Below are 13,701 nucleotides of genomic sequence, written 5' to 3'. Positions count from 1 at the left end.
GAACCTGCCGCCTGAGGGCAGGTTCTTTTATGATTTTAAACCGTTTGTTCTTTTTTCTCGTCATAGTCAATCACGGCTTTTGGCAGAGCCGTATATTTCGCCCAGTAAAAGATTCCGAGCGAACCGATTGCGATTACAATCAAATCAAGCGGTGTGTCCAATAAGCCCAGCCCGTTTCCGAAAGACCCGAAGTATGACAAAATCAAAAGCATCACATAGTATCCGACGATCCACCATGCGGACCTTAGCTGCTGTGCGAATGGAACATCGTCCTTCGGAACGTACTTTTGACAGGCCCAGTAAATCGCAAACATGACCAGCTGGGAGCCGAGCAGCCATGAGACGGTATTCCAGCCTGACCAGTAGACGATGAATGAGGCGAAGATGAATGAGATCGGCGCTATCACTGCCATTCCCTTGATGCGGAGCGGTTTTTTCAAATGTTTTGCATTGAGATCTAAGGCCGCTGCGGATACCGGGGCAATCGCGTACGAAAGAATCAGGGCAACCGAACAGACATTGACAAGCGCATCCCAAGATGGAAATGGAAGCGTCCAGAATACAGCCAGTCCGAATGACAGCCATAAAGACGGACGGGGAATGCCAGTCGGCTTATCGACCTTTGAAAACACACGAAACAATGTGCCGTTCCGCGCCCATGCATACACAAGGCGGGAAGTCGTATTCATAAAAATATTTCCGTTTCCGCCCGGGGATAAAATCGCGTCAAGTACAACCAATGTTGCAAGCCATCCCATGCCGAGCAAAACGGCGATATCTTTAAACGGAAGAGAAAATTCGCGGCCGATCGCTTTCCAGCCGTCAGCAAGCATGTTTGTCGGAATCGCGCCGATGAACAGCACTTGCAGAATCGTATAAATACATGCTGAAACAATGATGCATATGATCAGGGCAATCGGAATATTCCGCTGCGGATTCCTGACTTCCCCGGCAACCGAAACGATCGGGTGAAGTCCAAGATAGGCAAACATGACCCCGCCTGTCGAAATCGATGCCTGCACACCGCCAAAACCAAACGGTGAAAATTCCGCTGTCGTAAAGTTGACTCCTTTAAAATGAAACATGAGAGCGACAATAATGGTCAGCGGCACAAAGTATTTAAAAACGGAAATGATCAAATTGGACTTGGCGAATGCCTTCACACTCCAAAAATTCAACAGAAAGAATAAGCATAATAAAGCAAACTGCAAAAGCCAGCCGATGATAGTCGGTGATTCTGATCCTTCTATTGTCAAGCCGGGAAACCAATACGCCACATATTGCCGGACCGCCGTCACTTCGATTGAAATCAGACTCGTGTAGGCGACGATCGTAATAAATGAGATGATATAGCCGACAAGATGGCCGTGCGTATACACCGGATAGCGGATGATTCCTCCCGTTCGCGGCAAAGCGGCGCCGAGCTCGGCATACACAAGCCCGATTAAAAGGATGATGATCCCTCCGATTACCCAGGAAAAGCTTCCCGCGGGACCGGCTTTTGAAGCGACATTGCTGACGGCAAATAACCACGCTGACCCAAATATCGCGCCCATCCCGATCAAAATCAGATCCAACAGAGAAATCGTCTTTTTGAAATTGCCCTGTTTAGCCATTACACTACCTCCTAGTCTAAAAAGTCCCGTGAATAGAAGGTAGTATGTTCAAAACATGCCATCCTTATGAGTCTGTAACGGCGAAAGAGCCCGGGAAACATTTGCGGTCCCCCGAGCGTCACAATTATTTTACAGCGGCCGGCGCCAGAAACGCCTCAATTTCATCGGCGGCTTTTTCCGCGCCTCCTGCTTCTTTGATGTTTTTTTGCATATCTTGAACCCGTTTCATCAGCTCCGCATCTCCATCAACTTGTGAAACGGCTTCCTGTAATATAGCAACAGTTGTTTCTTCAGGCTTCAGGTGTATTCCAAGACCAAGCTCATTAACGCGCTCTGCTGTCATTTCCTGTTCAGCCATTTGCGGAATGACGATCAAAGGAACACCTGCATTCAGTCCTTCCATCGTGCTGTTCATGCCTCCGTGGGTGATGAACAGACTGGCTTTTTTAAGGATTTCAAGCTGTGGAACACGCTGATGAATTGAAAAATTTTCCGGTATGTCCGCAAAGCTTTCAGGATCAATCGTGGTGCCCACCGCCATGATGACGCGCCATTTTGAACCGCCGAAAGCATCAATGCACATTTGATAGAACTCCGGCCAGGCGTTGAATGCCGTTCCTAAAGAAATCAGCATGACGGGACGGTCATCGCCATGCAAAAGCGCCGTGCTTTCTTTTTCCTGAAACTTGCGTTTGCTCAGAGAAGGTCCGACAAAACAGAACCGTTCATCAAAAGTATCCCCATAGGGCTGGAAAGCGCGCGGCATAAAGACGATGTTCAGATCGGCCGGCTTGAATACCTCCTCAAAAAATGACGGAAGATTCGAATTTTTCAAAGCCTCTTTTTGCTCATCCGTCAGCTCAGCCTGATACTTTTCCCTGGAAAGATAGCTGAATTGAAAATGGTCGTTTTGCGCATATGTCGAGCAAAGCCGAACCGCTTTTATGCCAAGCTTTTCCGCTAATATTTTCCCCGTCATCGCCATAAAGTCAAAAATGATGAGGTCGGGCTTGTCATGCTCATAAATCGCTTCAAGCTGAGGAAGCACCTCTTCAACCTCTTTCTTGAACATCAGCGGACCTTCGGACATATCCTTGGTTTTCATCATTTCCCTTATTTGGCGGGGATCCATATTTAAGGTTGAACGGTAGCGGAGCGGTTTGGCACCTGTTTCTTCAATCGCTTCCACAAATTCATCTGTCACCGGATATGTGACTCTGTAGCCGCGTTTGACGAGATTTGCTGTTAAAGCGAGCGTAGGGTTGATATGCCCGTGAGCCGGTATATTAAAGATGGCGATATGTCTTTGTTCCATTTTCTAAAAACCTCCCATTATTTTTTTAAAAGAACATTGCCGTATAGCATAGCCGTCTTATGTTCAGACATCATCTTTCATATATGGTAAAGAATATATTATAGATCATAAAGGAAAAACCCTTCAAAATTAAAGTAAAATTGAAAAATACTAATATAGTCCTTTTCTTCACAGCCGAATCGAGACCTTTAGCCCCATCTTGAAGATCAACCTCGACCTTTTTCTCATTTTATGATCCCGAGTCTATCTGCCAATCGTTTTCTATATCAAAAAAACACCGGAAAAACAGCTGATTTTTCCGATGTCAAAAATTTGCCTTATTTTAAATTTAGTTTAAATTATATTGTGAATGATGGAAAACAAAAGAAAATTTTTATAATGTTATTTTGTCACGTCGCGTGCAACATATAAGTCCGGCACGTTCATTCCACAATATGATGAGAGGACTGGTTTAATTGGTGTATACAACTGAACATCTTGATGATTATCTAATGGAACAGGCAGCAAAAAATCATTTCCACGGCAGCATTCTGCTGGCGGATCGACATGGAGTGATTTTATCGAAAGGATACGGGTTTTCCGACTGCAAGGATAAAATAAAAAACGAATCGGATTCGCGGTATCAAATCGCTTCTTTGACAAAGCAGTTTACAGCGATAGCGGTCATGCAGCTCCATGAAAAAGGACTGCTCTCTACAGCCGATCCCGTTCAACACTATGTAAACGGCTATCCAAATGGGGACAAGATCACCATCAAGCATTTATTAAGCCATACGTCAGGAATTCCGGATTTTTTAGAGGACGAATTGCTTGATGTGGAATTGGAGCTGGCACCGCTTGACGAATACATATCCCGTTTTATTGATAAGCCGCTCGAATTCAAACCGGGACAAAGATTCAACTATAGCAATTCCGGGTACATACTGCTCGCCAAAATCATTGAAGAGGTCATGGGTGATACTTACGCAAACGTCATTCAACAGTTGATATTTGAACCTTTAGGCATGAAAAACTCCGGCTTTTTCACTTCACCGGCAGATATTTCCCCAACGATCGGATATTTAAACATCAATCGGGAAATGATCAAGGCGCCGACTGTTTACGGCTATGGAGAAAGCGGACTCTACTCAACCGTTGAGGACCTGTATTTATGGGACAGGGCGCTTTACACCGAAAAGCTGGTCTCAAAAACCGCACTGAAAGAAGCGCTTTACAGCTGTGTTAAAAAGCCTGCATTTCCAACAGAGGGCCCTTCTCCGGCTCTTGTTCAAAACAATTCGATCGGATACGGATGGTTTATTAATAAAGAAAACAAGTATAAAATATGGCATGATGGCGAGATTCACGGCTTTTTCAGCTCAATCAACCGATACATGGATCAAAAGAAGGTCCTCATCATGCTCAGCAACTGCAATCTATCAAAAACAGACGAAATCCTGGCTGAATTAGAACAGGCTTTGTTAACGATGTAAACGAAAGGCGGCGGACAAGATCAAAAAGCTATTCACTATGATCGCGGTCATGATCATCATTGCAATCGGTTTGACACACAAAGATGCCTGGCTTGAATTGATCAAAGCGGGCGGCGTTTATTCCGTTTTGTTCAGCACCCTGCTTGTGGCAGCCTGCGTCTTTTTCCCGGTCGTTCCATTTGCACTTATCGCCGGGCTGAACGGCGCTTTATTTGGAATCGGAAACGGCGTCTTGATTACACTGTCCGGTTCAATGCTTGGCACGATGCTCTTGTTTTTTCTAGCTCGCTACGGCTTCAGGGATTGGGCGGTTTCAAAGATAGCGAAATATCCGAGAATCAATGAGTATGAAGCCTATTTCAACCGCAACGCTTTCACCGCCGTGCTGTTGGGCAGGCTCCTACCCGTTGTGCCTTCCGTTGTCATGAACATTGTCTGCGGTCTCAGCAAAATCAAATGGACGGTCTTTTTCGCGGCTTCAACGCTCGGAAAAATTCCGAATGTTCTCGTTATCTCCATTGCCGGCGCCAATTTCACCGAGCATAAGCTGATCGCGTTCGGCATCTATGGCGTATACATGCTGATCATCGTCATGGTGATCTATAAAAAATATCCTCACCTTATCAGCAAACAGAAGAAAACAAAGCAGCAGGAGAAAACGCCTTAGCATGTTGAAGGCGGCCGCAGATCCACAAGCGGCCGCACGCTGCAAAAAGCTGTTAATCGATGACGGCGGCAGTGCCGTAGCCGATTAATTCAGAAGTGCCCTGACCAGCCGACAGTTCAAATCTCAAGCCGACGATCGCGTTTGCCCCCTTCTCTTCAGCTTGTTCAATTAAACGCTCGATGACGGCTTTTTTCGAGTCTTCGAGCATTTGCGTATAATTTTTTAATTCTCCGCCAATCACCGACTTCAATCCGGAAAGAATGTCTTTTCCGATATTCCTCGACTGAACGATGCTTGCGGTGACGATCCCCTTGACTTCGCGAATGTTTTGATTCGCGACTGTATCTGTTGTGGCGATGAGCATGATCCTTTCCTCCTGTTCGTCAGCCTGCCAGCTGCCTTATTTCTTTTTTCGCGCATTCATCTATAAATCTTATCGGCCGGATCGCTTACATGTTAAGTCTTATTTAATATTTTCCCAAAAGCGGGCACCGACGAATCAAACCACATTCTCTTTTATTGTATGCCGGAAGCCTTCTGCGCTATTCTTCAAGAGGTTGCTGGTGACGCGTGCAGCTGCACGACACGACTGAACCGTATAGGTAAAATCATAATGGCTTGTTGTGCTGCAGTCACCGTCATGCGATGTAAACCTAACATACACTTTCCCCCGGCAGAACCGCAGCCGCGCCAATCGAATCCGTTTTCCCCGGTCCACGATCCTTCACCTGTATCACGACTGTTGTTTCCGTTTCCGGGGTCACATCGTGCGCTTCCAAAGCGAAGTTTTTTCCGCTTGGAGAGGTTAATGAAGCTGATACGTAATGTGGGCCTGCCGTTTTATATTGCCCAAACCGGTCTGAACTTCCATCTATATTCACTTCAAGTACGGAACTTTTATCATCGGCAAAACCGGTGATCGTCAAAGTGAATGGTGTTGTTAGAAGCAGTCCCGACAACACGGCTGTGACCGGCAAACATTTCACGAACTTGAATGTCCTCCTCGTCACACCTTGTCCAAATTCCTAAAGAACCGGCGGATTCTCTCAACCATAATATAACGCCGAGGGTTGACATTGTAAATCATATCTAGGTGTTCTTTAGAAATGTTAATATAATCTACATCTTTTTCTAACACTTTTGTAAAAATAGACTCCCATGCTTTTTAACGCTGCAAAAAGGTGATGACCTTGCGCGATACGGTCTCGGCTCCTTTTCCAAGCCAAATTAAATGCCCCCATGCATCGACCTCATACAGCTCTGATGAAGGGATATGCTCCTGCGCGTGATACGCATGCTGATTCGAGACGAGCCGATCATACTGACAATGCATGATTAACACCGGACAAGACACCGTTTTTAAGTGGTGAACGGATAAGTCGTTCATGTTTTTTAAATCGATTAGAAACCCGTGTCCTGAGCGCTGTCTGTTGTTCATTTTTCTCATTTCTTCGATATCTCCCTCTTGTATTTTCAGCATTGCCTCATCGGCAGTAAGCGTTGTGAAGGAAGACATCATTTTCTTAAAGACCATCTGCGGAAATCGGTTATTCAGCGCTGAAATAAGTTTCCATACAGTCTTTTCAACAGGCGGGCGAAACATAAGATTTCCAATTTTATATTCAAGATCATCCGGTGTCAGCCACTGCTTTGTGACCGCACTTTGCAAAATCAAAGATTCCACCCTGTCTGGATATGCTGCTGCAAAGTAAATGGCGCTCGGGCCGCCAGCTGACATTGCCAGCACATGAACCTTTTCAATCTTTAGTTCATCAAGCAGTTTCATATAGTAATAACAGGCACGCTCCAAAGTCTCCCCGATTTCTTTGGATGTCCCGCCATATCCGGCGCGGGAAGGCGTAATAATTGAAAATCCATTTTCATAGAGGCTTTGATAGCCAAACTCTTCCTGACAATTCGAATGTCCGCCGTGCATGACAAGAATCGGTGCGCCTTTACCTAGAAGCGAATACTCAATTGTCATTCCGTCAATTTCAAAGATGTCGATTGTTCTATCCATGTCTTGTCATCCTCTCAGGAAGCTTTTTATGTTATACGGTTTTCGTTTTGAATTGGTTTCATCGGGATGCCCCTAAAAGGAGGACGCATACAAGCCTTTCCTCTGTGTATCCGAATCTCAGAAAAAAAGACCAATTAAGCATAACTTAATTGGCCGCTGCTGGTATAAGTGATGTTCTGAGCAATCGACGGCTCAGAGATTATTCAAATTCCCTGTTCAAGTATTTTTTCAGTTCTTTTTTCCTTTTCTTTGAGACGAGAATATAAAGAATATCTCCTGATTGAATTTTCGTTTCTCCGTGCGGCGTGACTAAATCGCCGTCCCGGATAATCGCATTGATGAGGGCGCCTTTCGGAAAACTGATCTCTTTCAATGCCTGCCCCCTGATGACGTTGTCATCATCAACTTCAAATTCAATCATTTCCGCATTTGCCTTCCCGATGGATACAAGCTCTAAAGAATGGGGAGCTTCCACTTTCTTCGGACCGTTCAACCCTAACTTTTCCGCGACAAAAGCGATGGTTGAACCTTGGATTAAAGCGGATGTCAACACGACAAAAAAGACGACATTAAAGAATAGCTGGCTGTTTTCCAGCCCCATCGTCATCGGAAACGTAGCCAGTACGATCGGAACAGCCCCTTTCAACCCCGCCCAAGATAAAAAGATCTTTTCATTAAAATGAAATCCCATTTTGACGGCCGATAAAAATACAGCAACAGGACGGGCAACGAAGATTAAAATGAGAGAGAGCAGAAACCCTTTAAAAATAATGTCAAAGGATAAAAATTGCGAAGGGAACACCAAGAGCCCAAGAATGATAAACATCAGAATCTGCATCATCCACGCAAATCCTTCATTAAACCTGAAGATCGAGTGACGGTATGTTAAATCCTGATTCCCGATGACAAGGGCCGCAATATAAACGGCAAGCAATCCGCTCGCTCCGATTAAATCGGTCAGACTATAGGTCAGAAGTGCAAACGCAAGGGTAAAGATCGGATAAAGGCCGCTTGAATCTAAATTGATGGTATTGATCGCAAAGCTGGCAATGCGACCTAAAAGATACCCCAGCAAAAGTCCGATTCCCATCTGCCAAAAAAACGAACCGATCAGCAATAAATAGCTTGAGCCGTTGGACGTCATCAATTCTATCAAGGATAAGGTTAAAAACATCGCCATCGGGTCGTTCGTACCCGATTCCGCCTCAAGTGTGGCACTAAGCCTGTCGTGGATGTTCTGCCCTTTTAAGACGGCGAAAATGGCAGCCGCATCTGTTGAACCGACAATGGCCCCGAACAAAAACCCTTCCATCCAGGATACATCAAATATGAGTTTGGCGGCGACGGCAATCACGATCGTTGTGAGCAGCACGCCGATGGTTGCGAGCGATAATGAAGGAGCAGCCACCGACTTAACGGATGACCATTTTGTCTGCAGCCCGCCTTCAAAAAGAATGACCACCAGAGCGATGATCCCGATCAATTGAGCAAGCCCGGGATTATCAAAATAAATGATGCCAAGCCCGTCGCTTCCCATAATCATTCCGACAATAAGGAACAGTACAAGAGCGGGCACCCCCAACCGCGTGGAAAACTTTGTCGTCAATACTCCGATGATGAGCAACAATGCCGCAAGTAAAACAAATTGTTCAATATTCATATGTTCCAACCATATATCCTCCTCCCAGGAATGACAATATGCTTTGCAATGTAAATCTGGTCCCCCTCGATCAGCAAAACCCTCACCCGTGTTTTACCCGCACAACGTCACGGCAAACGGATGACGTTAGTTAGTCCGTGCGTCTGGTCTCAGCTTTTTCATTTGTCTTGTGAAACCGTGCGGCGGCAAAAATGATGATCCCGATGATCATCACAATGGGAAGCCAGATCACAGCGAACGGGTATACCGGTTCGGCCACTGCGGCGATCACGGCGCCGAGGCAATATAACACGATCGTTAAGGCGCGGAGAAGCGCATCTGTGTGAAGAATTGTTTTGGTGTTGATGCTGAGGATCCGTTTGGTGACATCTTCGAAAAAATTGGCGAGCGTGCCGGTCAAAACGGTCGTGGAAATACCTGCGATCGCGAGCTTTCTTGCTGCGGTTGTCTGAAGGCCCATCGCCATACTGAGCAGAATGATCATAAGGTGTGCTGAACATTCAAACAAAGACAGGAAGGCAAACAATAGTAAAATGAATGCTTCAACAGCAAGCGTGACGGTGACGCCGGGAGGCCAGAATGATTTTTCCTGTTTTCCGACGATGAATGATGCGATGACCACTCCGATGACAAACCCCAGCAGTGCGGTCAGTGAATACAGAACGGTCTTGCGGAGGGAGCTGCCGATGGCCAATCCTAAAAGGACAATGTTTCCGGTCATATTGGCGGTAAACACGTGACCGATGCTTAAATACCCTATCACATCCACAATGCCAGCTGTCAGACATAAAAGCAAAAGCATGATGTTTCGATATTGAGCAGCTTTCAATGTGATTCAAATCCTTTCTTGCTACATAAATCCGGAGGAATTGCAGCACATTTCCATCCGGTATCATGTTAAAACAAATGGGGACAGCAGGATCTCCTCTTCTCATATGTATGATGTCCTTTGCCAGAAAAAATCCGCTTCAATCAAACGATGTCCCCTCCTTTTTCAATTGTATCATAAACACAGCAAATGTTTATGATACACACCTCCAAAAACCCCTTGGAAACGGGATTTTCGATTTATTTTTCTCCGTCGGACAATGAAGAACCCCGAAGTTTTCGCCCTGTCAAAAATAAAACAGACCATAAAGGTCCGAGCGGACTTTTATGGTCTGTTTTTGGTCAGAGATCATTCTCCTTACTAATAGCACTTTCCGTAGTCAGAATGTTTATCATATCCTCTGCATGGCTTTCCGCAGTAATAATGGTCATGCGAAACCTTCTTATCATAAGAATAAGTGTGCGGATAGTAATGAACATGCTCATATTTGTGATGATCTACTTTTCTTGTATGCTGCGGATGAATATGGGGAACGATGGTTTTTTTGCAGCGATGGTCCTCACAATAGTTTGTAGGGTAAACATGCGGCTTCTCTTCATATGATTTGCAACAACGATCCATGGATAAACCCCCTTCCTTCGTCTTCTCGTTCTCTCTATTAAACTATGATGACCACTGATAGTATGACTGCAATAAAAACCTATCCTTCGTCCTATTTTTCTCATTGGGCTACCTTGCCTTGGCTTTAGCCTTACCGAATTCCCAAGACAGTCTATTTCATGAACTTATTTTTAGATTGAATAAAGAAACACTGCATGATGAAGTGCTCATGGGAATTTTGAGAACGCCGGCTGCATAACCATCCGCAGCTTTTACACTTACTCCACAACAACAAGAAAGGCGGCAAAATAAAAAAAGCCTTCAAGCTAAATAGCTTGAAGGACGGCCGCTTAAAAAGCGGTTTCCGGAGAGCGCGATAAGATATGATCTCTTGCTTTAACCGCTTTCTTTCTTATATCATCAAGATTAACATCAACCAATGTTCCATTTCGCTTCAGCGCTTTTCCGGCCACATAAACGGAGTCTACATTACCGGGATGAGTGCACTGAACGATGGCTCCAACCGGATCAGTCAAGGGCAGCAAATTGAGGCTGTCCGATTTGACCATGATAAAATCAGCTTCCTTGCCAGGTGTCAGTGAACCGATTTTATGATCCAGCTTTAACGCCCGCGCGCCGTCAATCGTAGCTGCTTTAAGGATTTGTTCGGCGGAAATCCCTAGTTCCGGCCCCGGCATGATCCCTTTTTCGAGCTGTGCTTCATTCTGTTTGGCACGCTCTGCCTGAAGGGCGAATTTCATTTGTGCGAAAAGGTCGCCGCCCGTTGATGTGACAACATCAACGCCAAGCGTTGGGCAGACCCCTTGTTCGAGGGCAAGCCCTGTGACCGGATAACCATGCCCCATCATCATCTCAATTTCCGGCGTCACAGAAATCGAGCTTCCATGCGCCGCCAGCATTTTCATTTCTTCCCCGCTGATCGCATTGACATGCACCATGTTCAAATCGGGACCGAGCAGACCTGCTTGGTGAAGCTTTTCAATTGAACGGTCTTGCGCTCCCCAATTGCCAAACGCAATATGCATGCTGCACAAAGCATCGAGCTCTCGGGCTGTGTTGATTTCAAAGACAGACGTATCCCATGATGAAAACTCAGGACCGCGAATCGCAAGCCCCATCGAGAGAAGCTGATCATCTGACTGAAAATAGGCTTTTTTGACCCTTCTGGCTTCCTCCATATTGGAAAGTTCGCTTTCTCTGTTCCAATAAGCGGCATCGCCTGATGTTCCAAAAGCAAACACCCCGCGGATTCCTGCATCCTGCAGACCGGCAATCAGCTGATCCGTATGATCGGGCGATTCGATCATCGTCCAATCCAACAATGTCGTCACGCCTGCATCGAGCGCCTCGAGCGCTCCTAAATAATTGGCAATCCAACTATCCTCGGGCCTCAGCATCGCGCCGTAATTCCCATAATAAATCCGGTTCAAATACGTTTGCAGCGACCAATCCGCACCGATCCCCCGGATCACGGACTCCCATACATGACGGTGCGTATCGACAAACCCCGGCATGATCACCATATTTTCGGCATCCACAACGAGAGCGTCCGAAGCTTCGATCGACCTCCCAACATCCACAATCGTTGAACCCTCAATCAGCATGTCCCCTTTTTCAATATTGTTCAGGCTCGGGTCAAGAGTGACGATCACAGCTCCTCGAAAAAGCGTTTTTTGCATGATAATTCTCCTTTCATAAGGATTAGAACCAAATCAATCATTGCACACATTCTCATAACCAGTAACATTTTCCATCTTCAAAACCATTGTAGAATAAAATTGCCTGGGATTCTATTGATAAGGTTTGTAAAAACTCAATTCGACAAATTTCACGACTAAAGTAATGAGGAAAGTCGGTTAATAAATCCTGCTTATTTATGAAAGCGATTCATATTCTCTAGATCAAAACACCCGAATGCAGGAAAGAACAAACGGCTGTTGACTCGAAATAATTGTAAAAAATAATCTATTTTGTAAAATAAAAGAAAAAGAAATCACCTGGGAAGGGGTTATGGACTTGAGTCAAAAGATCTCGTCAGCTGCGGTCGGGGTTAAAATCAATGAATGGTATAACATGATCCGCCAATTTAGCGTGCCTGATGCAGAAATTTTGAAAGCGGAAGTTGAACGGGAAATCGAACAGATGGAAGAGGATCAATATTTACTTGTCTATTATTCTCTTATGTGTTTTCGTCACCAGTTGATGCTGGATTCTTTAAAACCGTCAGAAAAACAGAAAAAACGTCCAACCATTCCAGATCTTCTGGAGAAAATCGAGAGCCCTCAAAGGAAACTTACCGGCCTTCTGAAGTATTATTCATTGTTTTTTCGTGGGATGTATGAATTTAACCAAAAGGGATACGTCGAGGCTATTCATTATTACCGCAAAGCTGAAAAAGAGTTAAGTGTGGTTACCGATGAAATGGAAAAAGCCGAATTCCATTACAAGTTAGCGGATGCTTATTACCAAATCAATCAATACTATGTTTCTTTAAACCATCTGACAATAGCTAAAAGATTATTTGAGAGCAATAGCTTTTATAAAGTGAAGACCATTGGATGCAATATGATGTTCGGAGCCAATATGTATGATATGAACCGCTTAACTGAGGCCGAATCTTATTACCGGGAAGCCTTAAGCCTAGCTGAACAACTCAATGAGAAAAACATAAAAAGGATTATTGGTGTCATATATCATAATTTAGGTCTTGTATCTGAAAGAGAGCAGCAATTAAATAAAGCCGAGTCGCTTTTCAGAAAAGCACTTGATATGAAAGAACATGCCGATACGATTTACGGTATTAGATCACAATACATGCTTTCAAGAGTTCTATATCAAACTGACAAATCAGAAGAAGCAAGATCATTTTATTATATCGCTTTACATCGGGCGTTAAAATGTCATGAGGAAGAATACAAATCCAAATTAAAAATCATTTATTCAATTTATGAAGAGTATGATCATAAAGATGTTGAACAAAGTCTTCACTATCTTGAAAAGAAACGTTTGTGGTCAGAATATGCAGAATTGACTGAAATATTGGGAGATTATCATTTTGAAAAAGGAAATTTTGCAGAAGGAAGGAAATTCTTAAAGAGGGCAATAACTGCCCAAACAAAAAAATTTAAAGTAACGGAGGCGTTGTAATGAAAAAATTTATTGTCAGTTCCACAGTAATCGGATTGCTTTTTGCAGGTTTCCTAAGTGTAGATGCAGCATACTCTAAATACGAGTCTGGAACGATGAAAATTGCGGAAAAAGCAATCAATATTTAACGCTTACAAAGGAGCAGGTTCACAAGAGCCTGCTTCTTTTGTTTTCCATAAGTCTCATATAGAGAACTTTTTCTATATCGGTAAAACTTTAATGTGCCCTTCAGCAAATTGTTCACTCAGCACTTCCTCCCTACAGCTTCCAACATCCGAATGAATATGCAGCTCCGCTTCCGTACAACGCTGATCAACTGCTTTCTACAAGCATACCTATTTGAATGAATGGTAA

13 protein-coding genes are annotated in these 13,701 nt (G+C 44.5%); 4 read left to right on the top strand and 9 right to left on the bottom strand.

Annotation, left to right across the window (positions count from 1 at the left end; genetic code table 11):
• Window positions 1-35: 35 nt before the first annotated feature.
• Both M654_RS11755 and M654_RS11750 read right to left on the bottom strand, forming a co-directional pair.
• The gene (locus M654_RS11755; RefSeq protein ID WP_026587093.1) at window positions 36-1,616 is read right to left on the bottom strand and encodes an APC family permease; all 1,581 of its coding nucleotides are present in this window, start codon (window positions 1,614-1,616) and stop codon (window positions 36-38) included.
• A 124-nt stretch (window positions 1,617-1,740) separates the two neighbouring features.
• A complete protein-coding gene (locus M654_RS11750) occupies window positions 1,741-2,931 on the bottom strand; it encodes a macrolide family glycosyltransferase (protein ID WP_026587092.1) in 1,191 nt (396 codons plus the stop codon).
• Window positions 2,932-3,389: 458 nt separating this feature from the next.
• On the opposite strand from M654_RS11750, the gene M654_RS11745 reads away from it, so the two are divergent.
• Together M654_RS11745 and M654_RS11740 are read left to right on the top strand one after the other, a co-directional pair.
• Window positions 3,390-4,403: a serine hydrolase domain-containing protein gene (locus tag M654_RS11745; protein ID WP_236251123.1), complete on the top strand. Its 1,014-nt coding sequence runs from the start codon at window positions 3,390-3,392 to the stop codon at window positions 4,401-4,403.
• Between the two features lie 37 nt (window positions 4,404-4,440).
• Complete coding sequence (locus M654_RS11740; protein WP_035428079.1) at window positions 4,441-5,070, top strand: TVP38/TMEM64 family protein; 630 nt, start codon at window positions 4,441-4,443, stop codon at window positions 5,068-5,070.
• Window positions 5,071-5,122: 52 nt separating this feature from the next.
• On the opposite strand, the gene M654_RS11735 is transcribed toward M654_RS11740, so the two are convergent.
• The 7 genes from M654_RS11735 to M654_RS11705 all read right to left on the bottom strand — a co-directional run bounded on the left by M654_RS11735 (window position 5,123) and on the right by M654_RS11705 (window position 11,879).
• Window positions 5,123-5,434, bottom strand: a complete 312-nt coding sequence (locus M654_RS11735; protein ID WP_026587089.1) for a YbjQ family protein — start codon at window positions 5,432-5,434, stop codon at window positions 5,123-5,125.
• A 289-nt stretch (window positions 5,435-5,723) separates the two neighbouring features.
• Window positions 5,724-6,056 (bottom strand): hypothetical protein, encoded by a 333-nt coding sequence (locus M654_RS11730; protein ID WP_179115729.1) that lies wholly within the window; start codon window positions 6,054-6,056, stop codon window positions 5,724-5,726.
• A gap of 179 nt (window positions 6,057-6,235) precedes the next feature.
• Window positions 6,236-7,090: an alpha/beta fold hydrolase gene (locus tag M654_RS11725; RefSeq protein ID WP_026587088.1), complete on the bottom strand. Its 855-nt coding sequence runs from the start codon at window positions 7,088-7,090 to the stop codon at window positions 6,236-6,238.
• Window positions 7,091-7,289: 199 nt separating this feature from the next.
• The gene (locus tag M654_RS11720) at window positions 7,290-8,759 is read right to left on the bottom strand and encodes a potassium/proton antiporter (protein ID WP_026587087.1); all 1,470 of its coding nucleotides are present in this window, start codon (window positions 8,757-8,759) and stop codon (window positions 7,290-7,292) included.
• Window positions 8,760-8,880: 121 nt separating this feature from the next.
• Window positions 8,881-9,579 carry a YoaK family protein gene (locus M654_RS11715; RefSeq protein ID WP_026587086.1) on the bottom strand — a complete coding sequence of 233 codons (699 nt, stop codon included), beginning with the start codon at window positions 9,577-9,579 and terminating at the stop codon, window positions 8,881-8,883.
• Window positions 9,580-9,939: 360 nt separating this feature from the next.
• A complete protein-coding gene (locus tag M654_RS11710; RefSeq protein ID WP_026587084.1) occupies window positions 9,940-10,200 on the bottom strand; it encodes a CotD family spore coat protein in 261 nt (86 codons plus the stop codon).
• A gap of 329 nt (window positions 10,201-10,529) precedes the next feature.
• The gene (locus tag M654_RS11705; RefSeq protein ID WP_026587083.1) at window positions 10,530-11,879 is read right to left on the bottom strand and encodes an amidohydrolase family protein; all 1,350 of its coding nucleotides are present in this window, start codon (window positions 11,877-11,879) and stop codon (window positions 10,530-10,532) included.
• Between the two features lie 337 nt (window positions 11,880-12,216).
• Between M654_RS11705 and M654_RS11700 the strand changes: the two genes are divergently transcribed.
• Complete coding sequence (locus M654_RS11700) at window positions 12,217-13,347, top strand: Rap family tetratricopeptide repeat protein (RefSeq protein WP_026587082.1); 1,131 nt, start codon at window positions 12,217-12,219, stop codon at window positions 13,345-13,347.
• Complete coding sequence (locus M654_RS24120) at window positions 13,347-13,475, top strand: hypothetical protein (protein ID WP_256860404.1); 129 nt, start codon at window positions 13,347-13,349, stop codon at window positions 13,473-13,475. The genes M654_RS11700 and M654_RS24120 overlap by 1 nt, the downstream gene beginning before the upstream one ends.
• Window positions 13,476-13,701: the final 226 nt, after the last annotated feature.

It is taken from the genome of Bacillus sp. NSP9.1, assembly GCF_000465465.2.
Classification (GTDB): Bacteria; Bacillota; Bacilli; order Bacillales; family Bacillaceae; genus Bacillus; species Bacillus sonorensis_A.
Note: the sequence above shows the minus strand (reverse complement) of the source record. Positions and strands in the feature narration are given on the sequence as shown.